Below are 17,421 nucleotides of genomic sequence, written 5' to 3' on the forward strand. Positions count from 1 at the left end.
ACTTGCCAACGGATAAGCGGGCGTAGCTCAGCGGTAGAGCGCGACCTTGCCAAGGTCGATGTCGAGAGTTCGATCCTCTTCGCCCGCTCCAATCCTTTTCTGTTTACAATCAAACGGTTGTCTTCAGAAAAGGATTGGCATTATCCAACCCCATTGACGTTGGGGAAGCAAGGGGGAAGCACTGGAAAAGCCCAAAAATTTGCAGTCAGTTTTATCCGAATGCGCCGTATATGGTGCGATTTCGATAGATTGTTGTCGACACCCGGTTGAACAAATGCAGAACGCATGTAAGTGTGCTCTTAGGCTTCTCGCTTTCAACTGGGACTATATCCATGCACTCGTCCTGCTTTTCGTCCCATGCCGGGCGCATGTACGGTTTCGGGGCGGAATGCTCCGTTCCGAACTCGGCAAAGTGCGCGTAGAATTGTCTTTCGAGAGGCCCGACAAAGACCTCTGAAAATGTCGCCGGGTTCTGCTTGCGCGCCTCGCGCATGGCCGCTACCGCCACCTGCTTGTTCGCAGTCTCCCGCATCGTCTTGTTGTAGGCGATCTTGCCCGCGTCGTAGTTCTTCGGCTTCTTCGTCGTGACGCTGATGCCAAGCTTCAGGTCGCCACTTAGGACCGGTGCCTTTTCCTGCGCAGCGACCTTCATCGGTTCCGCAGCGGCCTTGAGCGTCCGGCGTGTCGCACCCTTGGCCATCGACTTCGACAGAAGGCTAAGGTTCTTTTCAAGTTCCCTCAGTCCTTTGACCTCAACCGTGCGCTTAGGCATGTGCCGGGCCATCGGCGCGGGCCGTGGCGCTGAATTCCAGCCCTTCGCGCCGGCCGATTTCCTTGGGTGGCGCGACAATCTCGAAGGTGCGGCCTTCGTACAGGATCTGCGCTGTGGCACCGACGCGAGCGACGCGGGCAGAATAGCGAACCTGAAACCTGTGGGTGATGACGGCCTCAGCCTGAGCTGCCCTCATGCGTTCGCCATCGCTGACGGGCGTCACCGCTGCCCATACCGGGCCAATGGGGTAATCCTTCATCTGGGCATCGCCAAAGCCATCGGTGGTCCCCGGTGCCTTCACCACGAAGGTGATACGACGATCAAGCTTGCCCGCCATCATTGCGACTGCACCCATTTGCGGGTCGGGGCGCCGAACAGCGCCCTTGTCCATCCCGACATTGAACGAATATTGGCATCCTCTGACTTCGCTTGTTCAAAGCCGGGGCGGTACAGGTTCGGATCAGACCAGTTGCCGGGCCAATGGATATGTCCGGCCTCTGATTCCATCGGTACTCCGCACAGGATAGCGCCCGTAGCACCCAGGGCCTGGAGAGCGACTTGCGCCATGTAGAGGCCAGAAGACCCGTTCCACGTCTGCGATACGACCTCACCGGGGCTGTTGCAGCGCCGGGCCTGACCGAAGACACGGTAATCGGTATTGCGCCCCGCCTCGGCACGCTCTGCCATCCACGGGCGCAGGCGTTCAGGGTGAAGACTGACCCATGCGTCGATGCGCCCGTCATACTGAATGCCGGAATAATTGCAGGCGACCACGATATGGCGGGTGTCACCGATCAGCTTTTGAGCGCGGGCCAGGTCGTCCCACACTGAGGGCGCACCACCGAGGCAGAGGGCAATCAAGGTCACACCCTGATCTGCTTGTAGGGCCAGAGCAGGCGCTCAACGGTCGGCAAGACACTGAATGACTGAGCCGTTGAAGCTACCGGCCTGATAGGACTTGAAGCGGTCGGATTCGACAAGTTGCGCACCGTATGAGCGGACTTCCTCGCCATCGGCGCCGGGCTTGCGGGCCATCTTCTGTTCGATTTCCGCAAGCTGTTCCTTGATGGTGTTGATGTCCAGCAGCGCCTTGTCGGCTACGGCCTTGGTTTCGGTCGTCAGCGTGCCGTTCTTTTCGGCTTCGCTCAGCGCTTTTTGGGCGATTTCCTGAACCTGTTCCTGCTTCTGGTTGAAGTCCTTCTTGATGTCTTCCGCCAGTTTTTCGATTTGATCTGTCATGATTTTACCTTGTGATGCGCCCGCTGAGGGCAGGGTTAGCCGCGTAGGGCCTGTAGAAATTTGAGGGGGTCATTCGTCTCGGCCCCAGGATCGCCCTGGCGGAAAGCGCCCTTGCCCAGCGAGACGAACGCGGTAGCGAGGGAGTCAGGAAACCCACCATCACGGAGGTGTTTCTCGATTAGGGAAAGCGATGGCTGTTCGCCTCGCTCAAAGATTTCGCGCAACTCTTCGACCGCCTTAAAGCCGGTGATGAGCGACTTCTGGTTCATCGGAATGGTGACCAGACTGATTTCGTGAAGCATGATTTCGGCCAGGTGGCGCGCCTTGCCGACCACCTTTTCCTTGACGGCGTTGAAGCCGATCGACAGGCCACCGATGGCGCCATCCTTTACCAGCCCGTGCGCTTCCTTGCCGGCGCGTGTGGACATGGAGAACCTGCCCTTGACGAATAGACCTTCTGGCTTTTCTTCAAACGAATTCCACACGCCTGCGGGGCGCTTCTGATCGTGGAACATCAGCATGGGTACGGACTTGCGACCGCTCAGAGACTTGGCAAGAGCGCCCGGAAGGATGATGTCACCACCCAGGTCAAGGTTGCCGTACCCGGCCGCAAGGCCCTCGACATAGCCGTCATCGTCCAGCGCCTTGGTCTCAAGGCTGAAGTCAAGCTCGTTCATAGTGATATTCCTACTTCTCGTCGTCCAGCGGAGGACCGCCGTTGTGTCCCATTTGGGTAAGCGGAACGTCCTGCATTTGAACGCGGATGATGTCACCGCCCTCCACAGGCGGCAGGTTCTCAAGTGCCCTGCACTCATTTCTGGTCATGATGCCGCTGCGGATCATGATCTCGTAGAAGGCGGCCCGTGCCGCGCTGTCACCGCGCAGCAGCCCCTCGATATTGAACTCTACGGTCACGCCCTGGGCGCGATCCTCTGCTGTGAGCAACTGCTGTTTAATCGCTTGTTCGATGCGCACCAGACGCACACGGAGCGCGAATTTATAATAAGCGCTGATTACCTCCTGAACGCCGGTTCCCCAGCTGCTCGTCTTCTCACCGCGCCCGATCATGATGGGTGGAACGCCGTAAATGCTGCAAATTTCCCCGACGCTGAAGTCGCGCGATTGGAGCATTTGCGCGTCTTCGGGCGAGAAGGACAGATTGTGCGGGATCATCCCCCCTTCGAGCAGCAGGGGACGGCCGGCGTTCATCACGCCTTGGTGGCGAACGGCAAGGCCCTCTTCAATTTCTTCCCGCTTGTCTCCCAGAATTTTGTCGGTAGTCAGAGCAAGTGAAGGGCGGGCGCCGTTCCTGAAGTGCGATGTTGCGGCGGTATTGACGGCCGTGGCGAGCGCGTAGACCGGCCGGCAATATTGCAACGGCGACATGCCGCCAAGCGGCGTCGAGCCGAAGCCCCTAACATGGAAAACGTTCTCTTGCGGCTCGTCGTAAGACTTTCCATCCTGATTCCACTGATAGCGGATCGATCCGGAGCTTGTGCGGGTGACGAGCGGATTACAGAACGGGAGAAGCGCGCTCACGCGCTTGCCTGTCATTTCCTTTCGGGCGAACATGCTCCCGCGAAGTTCAAGGCCAATCTGCCCTCCCTCCCAGAAGTCGATTGCTGTCTGATCGTAGTTAGGACTGTCATGCAGCAAGCGATACAGGGGATGGTCCCTTGCAGGCTGGCGCTTACCGTCGCTATCGGTGCGATAGACCATCAGTGGCAACGAGCCGACAGTCCCCGCGTTGAGATTTACGCACGCCCATGCGGACGAGAGGGCAAGCACAGACCTTTCATTGACGGGGGCGTCACAGTCGTTGCGGCTAAAACCTACAGTGACCGTTGAAACGCCAGGCGTAGTCACCGGCGGTGGTGCCGATTTCTTTTGGAGAGAGGCCAGAAAGCCGTTGAAAATATTCATGCCTTCTTTCCAAAGCTGGAGAGGTACGCGAAATATTCATCCATTCCAGCCTCCTCTTTCGCTGTGTATGTTGCGGCGCCAACCGCCATGGCGAGGGTTACAAGCCCATCGATCCGGCCGCGTGAGCGGGCCTTGTCGAAAGCCCGGTTCTTCTGTCCATCTTCGATAACGAGCGCGTTGCCGGCGCACATGTAGGTAACCGGCGACATATCGACGGTGATGTTTTTGGTCAGGATCGCGTCTTCAAGCCGCTCAATCGAGCGCGGCATACAAAGCTGACGGTCCTCGAAAACGATGCGTGTCCCCTGGGCATGAGAGACGAGCTTGAGGCCCGTTCCCTCATCCTTGCCGACACCCTCCCACTTCCAGACCGGGAAGCCGATCTGCTCACAGGCGGACATGAAATCCGCGATGCCAGCCGGGTCGAAAGCCAGAAACTTCACGTCATGAACGGCGCAAATATCTGCAATCTGAGCAGCGATAAACGTCTTGTCGATGACAGCCCCGTTGACCGCTGTCAGGTCTACGGCTGGATCATCAACCCACTCTTCGTAGGGCGCGCCATCCTTTCGGGCGCGGTCAGCCAGGCCGTCTTTTGTGGTCCAGTACCAAGTCTTGGCGTAGAGCCGCCCATCTTTCAGCCAGACGGCAGTCAGGGCGGTCAGGTCGTTCTTTTTCGACAGGTCAAGAGACAGCCAGCAGGGGCAACCCTTGAAGTCGTCCGGATTGAACTCGCCCTGGACCTCTACCCAGGCCGCTTCATCAATCCAGAAATCCACCGCGCCGGTCGGGATGCCGAAATAAAGCCGCTTGACCGACATGGCCTTTGACAGCATCACCCGTGCGGTGTTGACCTCGCCCCGGATATTCTCAATCGGGAAGGTCACACCAAGAGCAGGCAAGGACTTTGCCCAGGCCGCTTCGTTCTCGAATATGGTTTCCCGATCAGCCTTATCGACGCGGGCGATGAATACAAAGGCCTCGTCGTCGCTAACCTCACCCTTTGCGACCTTCTGGTAAAACTCGCTGTACTGCGTGCCGACAATTTGGGTCGATGCCGGCGTATTCGTGCCCAGCAGCATCATGGCATCACCGGGCGCCTTAGCAATCGCGGCCTGCCAGGTCTCGATAGATGAACTCGACTTGAATTCGTGTATCTCGTCTGCCAGCACCGCGACGGGGCGCGGGCCAGACACCTCTTCACCGTTTGCAAGAGACTGAAAGATCGATCCGGATTCCGGGTGCTCAATTTTCCAGCAATTGTCCAGTTCGCCGCGCAAAACCACGTCGCCGCGACTCTCAAGCGTCTCCCTGGCCTCCTCGTAAACGTCCTCTTGCCCCGGAATTTGCGCCCTGCACATGGCCGCCGCATCCCGAAACAGCACGTTTGCGGTCGCCCGGTTTTGTCCGATCGAATAAACCTGGGCACGTTTCACGCCATGCCAGCCCATCAGGTACAGCCCGATGGCCGCCATCAGCGGTGATTTCGCCTGGCCCTTGCCTGTTTCAAGCCAGCCACGACGGAACCTGAGCCGCCCGCTTGCTGTTTTCCAGCCGAACAAAGACCCGACCGTGAAGGCGTGCCAGGGCAGCGGGTGGAAAGGCTGCCCTTCGCTGGCACCCGCCGTGATACTCAGAACGGCTGGAAAGAAACCCATGTCGTCTTGCCGGCTCCCGGAGGTCCACACACCAACATGACGGGAATAGCCGATGGCTCCACCCTGAACGGTATACTGAACGCGGGCCTTTGATTGGGCCTGTTCCAAGGGTGCGCAGTATCAACCGGCCTGCCCTTGTTATCGCTGCCCGGCTCATAGCCCAGCGCCTCAATCTTTTGCTTACGGCTTGAGTGACAACGCCATGGGGCGGCGTCACACAGGGACTGCAATTCACCCTCGTAGAACAGACGCTCGTCACCCCTGTGTGGGATGATGTGGTCAGCTACCGTTGCCGCGGTGATCCTGCCCGCTGCCTTGCACATGCGGCATAGTGGCTCTTTGGCCAACTGGGTCAGACGCCGGCCGCTTGGTCCCTTCCATGCCGCGCTGTTGTAGAGGTAACGATAGGCCTGCGCTTCTGCTGACCGATAGCCGAAGCTGTTAGTCAAGTGACTGGCTCAGAAAATGTTGTCTTCGGCATGCTAACTACCCATATTGGGATGACAGAACAGGGAGAGCGACGTTGCCATTTTCTAGTTTATTCACACCTAAAGAATTCCGAGATGTACAACAGGGGGAGCTATTCGATTTTAAAACGCATACAGGCGTGGCTACCGGCATAGCCATAGAAGCACCCGATCAAGCAATCGTAGTTGCCGTGCTGAAGCACGCAGAGAACAGGGCGCCCCACTACGTCTCGTTGCCACGAAGCGGATTGGTTGTCGCATCTTACGGCAGTGCTTGGAAAATGAGACCTCTATCTCAGCACCTAGATTCCCACAAATCCGGGTACGTGAAAGAAATATCGGGCTGTGTAGCCGTGGGCGTGATGGGGCCCATCATGTTCTTGAGGTCGGTCACTAATGACCAGAACGACATTTGGATCAATATCGATGAGTGTGCAATCATATCTGAATCAACACAGAGCGCGGTATTCGTTGATAACTGGGAAGTGTCTGTCGATGCCCCTGGCGGGCTATTTGCCGACCGTCACGTCTTGGTCAAATATTCCAAGCCAGAATAGAATAAAGGCCCGCCGGTTTCCCGATGGGCCTATTTTTGTGCCGCCTCTTGCGACTATGACGAAAATCACATTATTCGCGGTCTACGTCAATAGCCGTACATCTCTTTCATGCGGGCAAAATGCACCCGCAGATTTTCCAGCGAGGTCATGACGATGGCAGCCAGAACCTTGGCCTCTCGGTCTGAATTCGTGTCGACGCTACGACAGTAGACGCGGCGCACGATAGTCCTTAGTCAGGTTCAGAAATAAAAGTTATCAAAATGATGGAAAAGTTTTATTCGGATATGCGTAATGTGTATATGACACATTATGCAAAACGCAATCATACAAAAAGATTGCCAAAGAAAAAGATACTTGAATTTTATAAAACGTATTGCAAAAAAGACGATATTCCACATGGAATGATGGGGCTTGCAATTGATTATATTTCGACGGAAATGGCAATAAGACGTTTCAAGCGTCAATCAGACGAAAACAAGATTAAGTGGATACTTGTAGATGGGGAGCCTGTTCATGAGAAGGGAACTTTATTTGCATTAAAAGTCCTGGGCATCCCTCAGATGAATTAAATTTGCCCGCCCGACGCCATTCTGAATAATTAAATTCTATGGAAATGGCGTGATAAATAGATGTGGAGGCGCGTTAAGGACAGTCCTGTAAAGCCGGGTTCAAGACCGGACATTCTGGACGCTTCGCCAAGCCTGCCTCCATTCTTTACATAGCTTCCTTATTCAAGGGTCGGCGGGAACATGACCGCACCATCAGCCGAAGCAGCGACCCGAATTGCGAAGGGGGTTAAAAACATCGCAATCAAAGATCGTTTCGCGTGGTTTTCAGAGTTCCACGCACCGACTTCACCATTGCCGAAAATGCGTAATCGGACCTCATGAAGAGTCATCCGGGCAACCCCAAGGAACTGGAAGATGGTGAAGGCTTCTCAGCAATGAGATAACCGAGAGTTCGCAAGAACATTGGACCGGAAGGACAAGGGCACGGGTCTCCCCCTTGTGATGATGTTGGCGCACAGCACCTCCGGACGTTTCCTGACATGATGGTGAAAGCCAATCTGCCCATTCCAACCCCCGCTTCACGGAAATAGCACCCGCCAGACCGGCAGGAGACATGCGTTCCGTGCGGCGGGGGGATTAAAAACCCCTGACAATCCGATGAAACTGCCGATGAACAGGTCTTTTGAAAAAGCTTTGAAATGACGAAAAGCAATGCCAAGCAAAAGGCGAGCAGACTTGCACGTAAGCCAGTTTGCGAAGTGTCATTCTCGGAACAGTGATACGCAGTGAGGTATTTCGAAGAGAAGTGAGTCGCTTACGAAGAAAAAGATTTAGCTGACTCGTGTTTATCATTGAGAGCAGATGACTGCTGTGAGTACGCTTAAATCCTTTTGAACTATTTTGTATTCTGATCACAATCTCGAATCATACTATATTGAAGCATGAAATCAACTTATTACGTCCAAAAACTACATCGTGTCGGGCGGCGCATAGGACACCGTGCATTCATAATTATCATTGAAGAATGCCTCAACACCACGACCGATAATGAGTTGATGCACCCGCTGCGCACCCCCGGCATGAACGAGTGTTAACTCAACAAAACGGTCATGAAAGTCGTCGTCGCGTGATCGCCTCAATCTTCTTTTCAGAGTCAGAGCAGGCCTCCCTCCCGACATTTGGGCCGAAAATAACTCCCCAAACTTTCTACGCGCATATTGCTCCAAGGCGTCTAACTCGATCTTCAGCCCGCGCCCATACTGATCCGTGAAGGTGTGATTAAATTCATCGCGCTTGAGGATTGCCCGCAACTCTTTTGGTACAACTTTACGCACCTTAAAGACACCGTTTGGCTTTTGCCCGAAGCCTTCGGGCCACCTATTCCTTTTCATCCGGCACCTTCATTTGTATCGACTTTGTATCGAATATTTGTACCGGCACAAAAATTATCCCTTACAAATCAATAAAATATTAAATCCATTACATAATATTTTTTCTGATCAAGTCCCTCTTCGCCCGCTCCAATCCTTCTCGGATTGACTTTCAAAAGCAGCCTTCGGGCTGCTTTTTTGCTTTTGGATCACAGCGCCTGTAAACAGACCGGCCCACCTGCACAGCCTTGCGGCGGCACGGCATCGGGCGCCGGGCATAATGTCCGGCCATTACGCGCCAGGCATTTACCCAGATCGGCCACTGCCTCATATAGCGGCTCAGGCCGGCCCTTTCCCATCAGCCAGCGCGCGTGCGCCAGGCAACGCGCTTCATCACCGCTTTGCGCGGCTGCAAATAGCGCCAGAAGGCTCAGTTCATCATGCGTCATATGGACATGCCCCGGCCGGGCCAGGATGATCGGCCGCGTGCCCTTCGCCAGGGCCAGCAAGACCCGCTCGAACGCCTTGGCGCCCGCCTCGACATGCGGACCAAAGGCATGGCTGAATTCGCGGTGGATCATGCGGCATTCCGGCGCACAGGCAACCGCCGTCCGCATCACCCAGACGATGAAATGCCCGGCATAGCCGAGATTGCGAATATCGTTTGGCAAGGTTTCCGGTGATGGAGTTTCCGCTACAGACATGGCTCGACTCAAGAATTATATTGCGAATAATTCTCATTAGCATTATGATGGTGCTATAGCAAGCATTGGAAAGGCAGCGCATCATGACCTGCACATTTACCGAACCCACCCTGGATGATCTGCTGGCCGATCCTGTGGTTCATCTGGTCATCAGAGCGGACGGCCTGAGCCGCACCCTTGTCAGGGAATGGATGTAGACGATCCGGCAGACGCGGGCAAGAGGGCCTAGACCCAGTGAACGTCGCGCTTAGCCGCCTGCAGATAGAATACAGCATTGAGCGCGGCGATGCGCTTCTTGATATCGTTAGTCAGCACAGCCAGGCCGGGGCCAGAAAGCCGGCGCTGCAACGACATATCCATGAAGTGATTGAAGGCGCCCAGCTCCGCCGGCAGGCTTGAGGCATAATGCGATCCGACCAGTTGCTTGATGGCCGCGAAAATGACTTCCGGCTCAGCCACCCTCTGTTCGATACGTTTCATCAGACGGTCGACTTCCCGATCCAGATCCATAGCGCGCTCCAGGGTCGCGGGCTTGAAACGCATACGCGTCTTCAAACCGGGCAACCGGTTAAAAATGTCAACATGGGGATGCAAAAACACAGGAGCGAAACCACTGGTCCCGGGCCGCTCGTTACTATGGAGACGAAGCTATCAGCCGGAGGCGAAATGTAAACCCCGGAAGAGGGTAAACGCTAAATTTACCCATATTATTCGCTTCAAAAACCTATTTTACAACGTATATTTTAAATATATATAATTCATAAGTTTAAATATATCCATTATGCGAAATATAAATCCATTTCGCAATTTGTATATTTGATGCGAATTTCAGCTAAAACCCATGATTTATATATAGTTATTATATTTACTATTACATGACAATTTCCATAATACTTATGGAGACGGCATGATATCGGAAATTATAAAACAATGGATCGCCGATTGTCGCGGCAATGTCGCCATTATTGCCACCTTGACGACCATTCCGCTGATGTTTGCCGCCTTCGGCATCATTGAACTGAGCAGCGTTTCCACGGAACGGGCCAGTCTTCAGGAGGCCGTCGACGCCGGTGCGCTGGCCGGCGCCGGGCGCCTCTCCATGGCCAATACCGCCGCGCAAACGCCGATCGACACCGCGATTACCGTGGCGCAACAAAGCGCTGCCCGGTCCCGCCTCCGTTCCAGGGCCACTTTCAGTGCCGCCATTGACGGAAAGGCCAGCGCCATAACCGTGACGGCGGCAGCCGACCACAAGGCGCTGATCGGCTTTCTTGGCTTCGGCGACACCACACTCACCGCCAGGGCCACCGCCGAAAATCTGGGCTCCGTGCCTCTGTGCGTCCTCCAGACGGGCGCGGGCGGCATTACCCTTGAAAATACCGCCCGCATTCGCGCCACCGGCTGCGCAATCCACGCCAATCAAAATATCAGGGTCAAGAGCTCGGCCATGATCCAGGCGGAACGGACACAGGCCGTCGGGACGGTCGAGGGGCCGGTCTCACCGGCGGGCAATGGCGGCGCCCTGCCCATTTCCGACCCGTTTGCGGCCCTCTCCCTCACCCCGCCGCAGGATTGCGTCGGCAAGCCGGAACGGATCACCCAGAAAAAGGGCGAAACCCTGATCCTGCCGCCCGGCGTCCATTGCGAGCACTACATGATCGACAAGGATGCGACCCTGATCCTGCAACCCGGCGATCATTACTTCATGGACGACCTGGAGGCGCACGAAAACGCCGTCATCAAGGGCGACGACGTAGCGCTGATCTTCGGTTCGACCAAGAAGATCAATTTTGCCGACAGGGCCACGGTCCAGTTGAGCGCCCGCAAGAGCGGTCCCTTCGCCGGTTTCCTCATCATCACCACCCGCGATAACCATCAGGTCTTCAGCATCGCATCGGACAATGTCAGCAAGCTGCTCGGCACGATCTATATTCCCGACGCCGAACTGAATATTGCCACAACTGGCAATGTGGCCCAGGATTCCGCCTGGAGCATCATCGTGGCCGATACCCTGACCCTGACGAAAAATCCGGTCCTGGTCATCAATAACGGCTATGCCGGTTCCTCGGTACCCGTGCCTCAGGGCGTTGGGCCGGGCTACAGCGCGCCAGTGCTCAGCCATTAGAGCGTTTACACATCTGATTGGTTTAGATCGGCGCTCTAATTTTATGTTTTAACGCACTTTTTGGCCCTAAAAGTGCGTCACACTTTTCGGAAAGTGCTCCAGACTTCCCACCCGGTTGCATCTTGACTTTCAACCGCGCGCCGTAGTCTACGCATGATCATGTCCGCCATCCTGAAATCCGAAAAATTCCTTATCCTCGGCACGCTGATCGCCGGCGCCGCTTTCCTTAGCGAACACCTGATCCTCGAAAGCGGTCAGACGGCATCGCTGATCGCCGGGCTCTGCCTGATCGCCGTCATCATCATGGTGTCGCTGCGCGTGGCACACCATGCCGAGGTTCTGGCCGAAAAGGTGGGAGAGCCGTACGGCACCATGATCCTGACGCTTTCGGCCGTGCTGGTCGAGGTCATCATCCTGATCATGATGCTGAGCCACACCTCATCGCCGACGCTTGCGCGCGACACCATCTATTCCGCCGTCATGATCGACATGAACGGCATACTGGGCCTGGCGGCGATCCTTGGCGGCCTGCGTCATGGCGAACAGCCCTATAATGTCGATTCCGGCAATACCTACATCGTCATGATCCTGACCGGCATGGGCATTTCCATGGTGGTACCGGAGTTCATTCCCTCGCATCACTGGCAGGTGTTTTCGGTCTTCACCATTTGCAGCATGTTGCTGCTCTACGGCATTTTCCTGCGTCTCCAGACCACGCGCCACAGCTATTTCTTCAGCTACACCTATGCCGAGACCGGCGATACGGAGCATAAGCACCACGGCAGTACGGCCGGCTCGGTTACCGCCCTCGTCATCGGCGTCGTGCTGATCGGCATACTGGCCGAGGTCATGGCGAAAACCATGGACCGCGGCCTGACCGGCACCGGGGTGCCGCCGATCGTCGCCGCCATACTGGTGGCCGCCATTTCCGCCAGTCCGGAAATCCTTACCGCCCTGCGCGCCGCGCTCGCCAACCGGATGCAGCCCGTGGTCAATATCGCGCTTGGCGCCTCGCTTTCCACCGTCATCCTGACCGTGCCGGTGATCGAGATCATGGCCCTGGTCACCGGCCATCCGGTGCAGATGGCGCTCAGTGCGCCGCAGACTGTCATGACCGTGCTCACCCTGATCGTGGCCGCCATCAACCTGCATGACGGCGAAACCAACGCCATAGAAGGCGCCACGCACTTCGTCCTGTTCGCCACCTTCGTCATGCTGGCGGTGATGGGGCTGTAGCCAATTCGCCCACGAGGCTTGCGCGCGCTGATGACGTTCTCCCGCCAGGGGCGCGGCGGGTTAAATCCCTGCAATTCAAGATGATTTCACTTGCATCCGGCTCAGGTACGGTTTTTGCTGGCTCTGGGGCAACCGGGCGGACTCTGTCACAAAATGACGCAGCCGGCGGTCTGGTTTTGCATAGGGTTCGGGTATGTTGTTGCAAAGTGAGCATGATCTGATTGCGCTGCTCGGCGTGGCCGCCTTCATCCTGCTTGCCCTGGCCATTGTCGGCGGCGTCATCGCCTCGCTGAAGTCCTTCCAGGTCCGCCAGTTCCAGGATCTTTTGTTCAAGGCCGAACGCAAGATCGATAACCTGGAACGCCGCATGTTCAATGTGCTGAACGCCGTGCCCGTGGCCCTGGTCGAAACCGACAACACCGGCAAGTTCACCTTCGCCAACCGGGCGGCGCACCAGCTTCTCGGCCGCAAGGATTCCGAACTGCTGGGCCTGCGCTTCCATTCCGCCACCTGGGGCATCACCTATCCTGACGGCCGCATGATTCCGGCCGATCTGCTGCCGATCGCCCGCACCCTGCGCGGCCAGACGGTCAAGGGTTTCCAGCATCTGCTGGTCAATCACGGCAGCCGCGAAAAGGTGCTTGTCAGCGTCACCTCCATGCCGATCATGAACGGCGCCGGAGAGGTCATCGGCTCCACGGCCGCCATGGTCGAACTGGAAACCTCGTCCGGCGAAGGCATCGACGATTTGAACGGCCTGTGGCGCGGCCACTGGTTCGCCTCGGCCACCGTGCCCTTCTGGGGACTCGATTCCAAGGGCCAGGTCATCGACATCAACAATGCCGCGCTCGACGCGTTCGAGATGACGCGCGAACAGGCGCTTGGCCAGAACTGGACGCAGTTCTTCGTGGCGGACAGCGATTTCCAGAAGGCCATCGACTATCTCGGCGACCGTCTGGACGAAACCTCGCCCCACAGCCAGACATCGATGCAACTGACGCTCAAGGCGCCGAACGGCGATAGCCAGCCCTGCGTCGTCACGGCCTGGGTGGTGCGGACCCACGAAGGCGGCGAAAGCGGCCTGACCGTCACCGCTCTGCCTTCCGGTATCCTGCCTGCCGCGGCGCCTGTTACCGCTCCCGCCAATGAGGCGCACGAAATCGCAACTCAGGAACTGGCCGACCATCGCCTGGCCGAACAGGCCCGCGCCGCGCTCGGCGTCGGCACCTGGCAGTATGATGCGGACGCCGATACCATTGTCGAAGACGCCGGCATGATGGCGCTGATCGGCCGCGACTATCCCGGCGGCCCGACCCTGATTTCCGATGCCGACCAGGCCGTGGCCGATACCGCCTTCGGCCAACTGATGAGCGGCGAAAGCGACCATCTGGCGCTCGATATCAAGGTCACCCGCCCGGATGGCGGCGAGCGATGGATCGCGCTTGAAGGCCAGGCGAAGACCATTGACGGCCAGCGACACATCTACGGTGTCGCCTTCGACTGCACAGCCTGGAAGAGCCAGCAGGCCGAGCCGGAGCCGGTCGTTCAGACAACCGGGATCAGCGAAGCCGAGTTGGAAGACGCCCTATCCGAGGCACGCGAAACGGCGCGCGAAAGCGCACTGGCCGAGGCTCGCACTGCTCATGAAGCCGAACTGGAAGCCGTCAGGATCGAGGCGGCGCTGGAACGTGAGAGCGCCATCACCGAAGCCGCCGCCGTGGCCCGTGAAGAGGCTTTATCAGAAATGCAGTCGCCCTATGACTGGCATACCCCAACCGTCGCCCCCCTGCCCGACCCGGTGATCGTCCACGAACCCGATCCGCTGGTCTTGGCCGAAAATGAGAGCCTGAAGGCGCAGATCGCGGAGACTGAAAAGCGTCACGATGCCCTTCAGGCGCAACTCGATATGCTGCTGGCCACCAGGCCGGACGAAGAGGGCCGCATCGCCGAAATGAGCGCTGAACTCTCGATGGCCCGCGCCGTTCAGGCCGCGCTCGAAACCGAACTGGACGCCCTGCGTAATACGCCTGTCATCGAGCCCGATTACAGTGCTCATGATGCGCGCATCCGCGCCCTGCAGGCGGAACTGGAAACGGCCGAAGCGGATAAGGCCGATCTGGACCGGCGCTTGCGCGAGCTGGCCGAAACGCCTGCGCCGGAACCGGATTACAGCGAACACGAAGCCCGCATCACCGCGCTGGAAGACCGCCTGAAAACGGCGCAAGTTCGCCATGACGACCTGGCCCAGCGCTATCATGTCCTTTCCAACGCCCCCGCACAGGAACCGGACTACCGGATGCATGAAGCTCGCATCACCGGCCTGAAGAACGCACTCGATCAGGCCGCTGCCCGTCATGCTGAACTTCAGGCTGCCCATAAGGCACTGCTTGAAAAGCCGGCGCCTGAACCCGATGCCTCCGAATGGGAAGCGAAGGTAAAGGCCGCGCAGTTCGAGGTCACCAAGTGGCAGGCCGCCTATCATGACGCCCAGGCCCGCCTGGAGCAGGCGAATACGGCAAAGGCGTCCGCCACCGATCAGGGCGCGCTGGAAAAGGCGCAGGCGCAACTGTCTGAAATGCAGGCCCAGCTTGATAAACTGCACGAAGCCCTCGGTCACGCCCAGCGTTATGAGACGGTCGGCCGCCTGACCAGCGATGTGGCGCAGGATTTCGCCCAGATGCTGGGCGTCATTAATGGCGCGCTGGAAGTCATGGCCCGCCAGCCGGAAAGCCCGGAAAACATCCGCCGCCTGTCGGAAGCCGCGCTCACCGCCGGCAAGCGCGGTGAGCGCCTGACCCGCCAGTTGCAGGCTTTCCAGTCGGAAGACTACTAAATTCGGTAGCCTCTGGCCGCTTTTGTAAAGTAAGATACCCCACCACCACGCCTCAAAGGAGGCGCGGTCCCCCTCCCCAACACGTTGGGGAGGTAAAGGAAAGTCTGTGCTTGTTATCATACCTCCCCGGCTGTGCCGGGGAGGGGGACCGCGAGCCGGCTCTTCTGAAGACACGCAAAGGAAGGCTCGTGGTGGTGGGGTTTCTTGCTTTCTCGGATGCACATGGCACGGTTCGGTTTCAAGGCAGAGGATTTGCGGCTGTGGGCGCTGGTGACGGCGACCGTGCGACCGCACAAGCCGTTTAAAAAGCCGGAACCTGAACCGCAGACCGAAACCATTAAGATCGCCGATATGCCTGGCGAGATGACCGCCGCCAAGCCTGCGCCGGCACCTCTGACGCCCTTCAAGATCGGTCAGTCGCTGAAACCCGTCAGCGGCTTCAAGATCACCCGCGCCGCCGATCACGCGCCCGATCCGATCGAGCCGAAACGCAAGCGCCGCATCACCCGCGAACGCGATCCGATCGAGGCCCGTCTCGACCTGCACGGCATGACCGCCTTCGCCGCCGAGGCGCGCCTGAAGGCATTCGTACAGCAGGCCTATGCCAATGATTACCGTGCGGTCCTGGTCATCACCGGCAAGGGCGTGGCCGAAAATGGCATACTGAAACGCCATGCGCCGGAATGGCTGGCCGATTCGGCGCTGTCGCATATCATCGCTGGCATTTCACAGGCCCATGCCCGCCACGGCGGCACCGGTGCGCTTTATGTTGCGCTGAAACGGAGGAGTTGATGGCCGACAATTTGATTTCTACGAAATGTGCAGAACCTCATCACCATCTGATCTTACAAACAGAAGAAACAGGAGCCTATCTCTTCATTTTCGAACGAGCAGACTCGCCATTTCCCGAAAAGGACTATTGGTTCGAAACCAAGGCAGAAGCGATGACGACCGCCCAAAATGACTTTGGAGCCATTGATTGGGAACCAACTTCCCGCCGTTATTAAATCAGTCCCTTTTCCATCGCCAGTTGCTTGAGCGATACCTGCGCGCGCGGGCCATAATGGCCGATTACTTCCGATGCTGCCAGGGAGCCCAGTTCGGCGCAGGTGGTGACATGCAGCCCCTGTGTCAGACCGAACAGCACGCCCGCTGCGTAACTGTCGCCCGCGCCAGTGGTATCGACCACCTTGGCGCACGGGGCGGCCTTGATGATGTGCGTGTCGTCCAGCTTGGCCACCACAGAGCCTTCTTCCGAACGGGTGACAAAGGCCAGGTCGGTCTTGCTGCGTAAGTAACGCAGGGCCTTGAAGAAATCATCGGTCTGGAACAGGGCCAGCAGTTCGTTTTCATTGGCGAAGACGATATCGATATGGCGGTCGATAAAGGCCAGCAGGTCTTCACGCCAGCGATTGACCACGAAGCCATCCGACAGGGTGATGGCCGTCTTGCGGCCGGCAGCGCGCGCCACCTGCGACGCCTTGGCGAAGGTTTCGCGGCCCGACGGGGTATCAAAGAGATAGCCTTCAAGATAGGTGATCTGAGAAGCCCGGATGATCTCCTCATCCAGATCCTGCGGGCTGACCAAGGCGGCGGCGCCCAGGAAGGTCGCCATCGTGCGCTGGCCATCGGGCGTGACATTGATCAGGCAACGACCGGTCGGGGTCGGGTCGTCGTGCAGGACCGGTGTGCGGAATTCGACGCCCATCTTGCGCAGGTCGCGGGCGAAAAACTCCCCCATGGCGTCGTGCGCCACCTTGCCGACATAGGCGCATTTGGCGCCAAAGGAGGCCGCGCCGGAAATGGTATTGCCGGCCGAACCGCCCGAGGCCATTTCGCTTTCCGCCATCGCTTCCGAAAGGCTGAGCGCGCGATGGCTGTCGATCAGGGTCATCGCGCCCTTGTGCAGGTCATGCTTCGTCAGGAAGGCATCATCGGAAGGAGCGAGCACATCGACAATGGCGTGTCCAACGGCGGTGATGTCATATTCGACGGTCATGGGCAGGGCCTCAAATTTCAGTTGATATG

Annotated in this window: 18 protein-coding genes and 1 tRNA gene; 7 read left to right on the forward strand and 12 right to left on the reverse strand. The window is 57.7% G+C overall.

What is annotated here, in order from left to right:
* The first annotated feature begins 16 nt into the window (after positions 1-16).
* Positions 17-91 (forward strand) — tRNA-Gly (locus ACTHND_RS12570).
* Between the two features lie 120 nt (positions 92-211).
* On the opposite strand, the gene ACTHND_RS12575 is transcribed toward ACTHND_RS12570, so the two are convergent.
* The 8 genes from ACTHND_RS12575 to ACTHND_RS12610 all read right to left on the reverse strand — a co-directional run bounded on the left by ACTHND_RS12575 (position 212) and on the right by ACTHND_RS12610 (position 6,837).
* Positions 212-772, reverse strand: coding sequence for an HK97-gp10 family putative phage morphogenesis protein (locus ACTHND_RS12575; protein ID WP_440178292.1), 561 nt, complete (start codon positions 770-772; stop codon positions 212-214).
* Positions 765-1,127 carry a phage head closure protein gene (locus ACTHND_RS12580; protein ID WP_440178293.1) on the reverse strand — a complete coding sequence of 121 codons (363 nt, stop codon included), beginning with the start codon at positions 1,125-1,127 and terminating at the stop codon, positions 765-767. Before ACTHND_RS12580 ends, ACTHND_RS12575 begins: the two co-directional genes overlap by 8 nt.
* Complete coding sequence (locus tag ACTHND_RS12585) at positions 1,109-1,639, reverse strand: hypothetical protein (protein WP_440178294.1); 531 nt, start codon at positions 1,637-1,639, stop codon at positions 1,109-1,111. The genes ACTHND_RS12580 and ACTHND_RS12585 overlap by 19 nt, the downstream gene beginning before the upstream one ends.
* Positions 1,640-1,672: 33 nt before the next feature.
* Entirely contained in the window at positions 1,673-2,011 is a 339-nt protein-coding gene (locus ACTHND_RS12590; RefSeq protein ID WP_440178295.1) for a hypothetical protein, read from the reverse strand.
* 35 nt (positions 2,012-2,046) lie between these two features.
* The gene (locus ACTHND_RS12595; RefSeq protein ID WP_440178296.1) at positions 2,047-2,688 is read right to left on the reverse strand and encodes an HK97 family phage prohead protease; all 642 of its coding nucleotides are present in this window, start codon (positions 2,686-2,688) and stop codon (positions 2,047-2,049) included.
* Positions 2,689-2,698: 10 nt separating this feature from the next.
* Positions 2,699-3,934, reverse strand: a complete 1,236-nt coding sequence (locus tag ACTHND_RS12600; RefSeq protein WP_440178297.1) for a phage portal protein — start codon at positions 3,932-3,934, stop codon at positions 2,699-2,701.
* Positions 3,931-5,700, reverse strand: a complete 1,770-nt coding sequence (locus tag ACTHND_RS12605) for a terminase large subunit (protein ID WP_440178298.1) — start codon at positions 5,698-5,700, stop codon at positions 3,931-3,933. The genes ACTHND_RS12600 and ACTHND_RS12605 overlap by 4 nt, the downstream gene beginning before the upstream one ends.
* Positions 5,701-6,702: 1,002 nt before the next feature.
* Positions 6,703-6,837, reverse strand: a complete 135-nt coding sequence (locus ACTHND_RS12610; RefSeq protein ID WP_440178299.1) for a hypothetical protein — start codon at positions 6,835-6,837, stop codon at positions 6,703-6,705.
* Between the two features lie 39 nt (positions 6,838-6,876).
* On the opposite strand from ACTHND_RS12610, the gene ACTHND_RS12615 reads away from it, so the two are divergent.
* Positions 6,877-7,185 (forward strand): hypothetical protein, encoded by a 309-nt coding sequence (locus ACTHND_RS12615; RefSeq protein ID WP_440178300.1) that lies wholly within the window; start codon positions 6,877-6,879, stop codon positions 7,183-7,185.
* A 908-nt stretch (positions 7,186-8,093) separates the two neighbouring features.
* Here the strand turns inward: ACTHND_RS12615 and ACTHND_RS12620 are convergent.
* The 3 genes from ACTHND_RS12620 to ACTHND_RS12630 form a co-directional block, all read right to left on the reverse strand.
* On the reverse strand, positions 8,094-8,516 hold the full coding sequence (locus tag ACTHND_RS12620) for a hypothetical protein (RefSeq protein WP_440178301.1): 423 nt from the start codon (positions 8,514-8,516) through the stop codon (positions 8,094-8,096).
* A gap of 188 nt (positions 8,517-8,704) precedes the next feature.
* A complete protein-coding gene (locus tag ACTHND_RS12625; RefSeq protein WP_440178302.1) occupies positions 8,705-9,199 on the reverse strand; it encodes a hypothetical protein in 495 nt (164 codons plus the stop codon).
* A gap of 225 nt (positions 9,200-9,424) precedes the next feature.
* A complete protein-coding gene (locus ACTHND_RS12630; protein WP_440178303.1) occupies positions 9,425-9,742 on the reverse strand; it encodes a hypothetical protein in 318 nt (105 codons plus the stop codon).
* Positions 9,743-10,106: 364 nt separating this feature from the next.
* Here ACTHND_RS12630 and ACTHND_RS12635 point away from each other — a divergent pair, with 364 nt between their 5' ends.
* From ACTHND_RS12635 to ACTHND_RS12655, 5 genes are all read left to right on the forward strand, one after another.
* On the forward strand, positions 10,107-11,324 hold the full coding sequence (locus tag ACTHND_RS12635; protein ID WP_440178304.1) for a TadE/TadG family type IV pilus assembly protein: 1,218 nt from the start codon (positions 10,107-10,109) through the stop codon (positions 11,322-11,324).
* Positions 11,325-11,477: 153 nt separating this feature from the next.
* Positions 11,478-12,560, forward strand: coding sequence for a calcium:proton antiporter (locus ACTHND_RS12640; RefSeq protein WP_440178305.1), 1,083 nt, complete (start codon positions 11,478-11,480; stop codon positions 12,558-12,560).
* A gap of 193 nt (positions 12,561-12,753) precedes the next feature.
* Positions 12,754-15,393 (forward strand): PAS domain-containing protein, encoded by a 2,640-nt coding sequence (locus ACTHND_RS12645; protein WP_440178306.1) that lies wholly within the window; start codon positions 12,754-12,756, stop codon positions 15,391-15,393.
* Between the two features lie 222 nt (positions 15,394-15,615).
* Positions 15,616-16,185, forward strand: a complete 570-nt coding sequence (locus ACTHND_RS12650) for a Smr/MutS family protein (RefSeq protein ID WP_440178307.1) — start codon at positions 15,616-15,618, stop codon at positions 16,183-16,185.
* Positions 16,185-16,400, forward strand: a complete 216-nt coding sequence (locus ACTHND_RS12655) for a hypothetical protein (protein ID WP_440178308.1) — start codon at positions 16,185-16,187, stop codon at positions 16,398-16,400. The genes ACTHND_RS12650 and ACTHND_RS12655 overlap by 1 nt, the downstream gene beginning before the upstream one ends.
* On the opposite strand, the gene ACTHND_RS12660 is transcribed toward ACTHND_RS12655, so the two are convergent.
* Entirely contained in the window at positions 16,397-17,392 is a 996-nt protein-coding gene (locus ACTHND_RS12660; RefSeq protein WP_440178309.1) for an adenosine kinase, read from the reverse strand. The genes ACTHND_RS12655 and ACTHND_RS12660 overlap by 4 nt on opposite strands.
* Positions 17,393-17,421: the final 29 nt, after the last annotated feature.

It is taken from the genome of Asticcacaulis sp. (genome assembly GCF_051954415.1).
GTDB lineage: Bacteria > Pseudomonadota > Alphaproteobacteria > Caulobacterales > Caulobacteraceae > Asticcacaulis.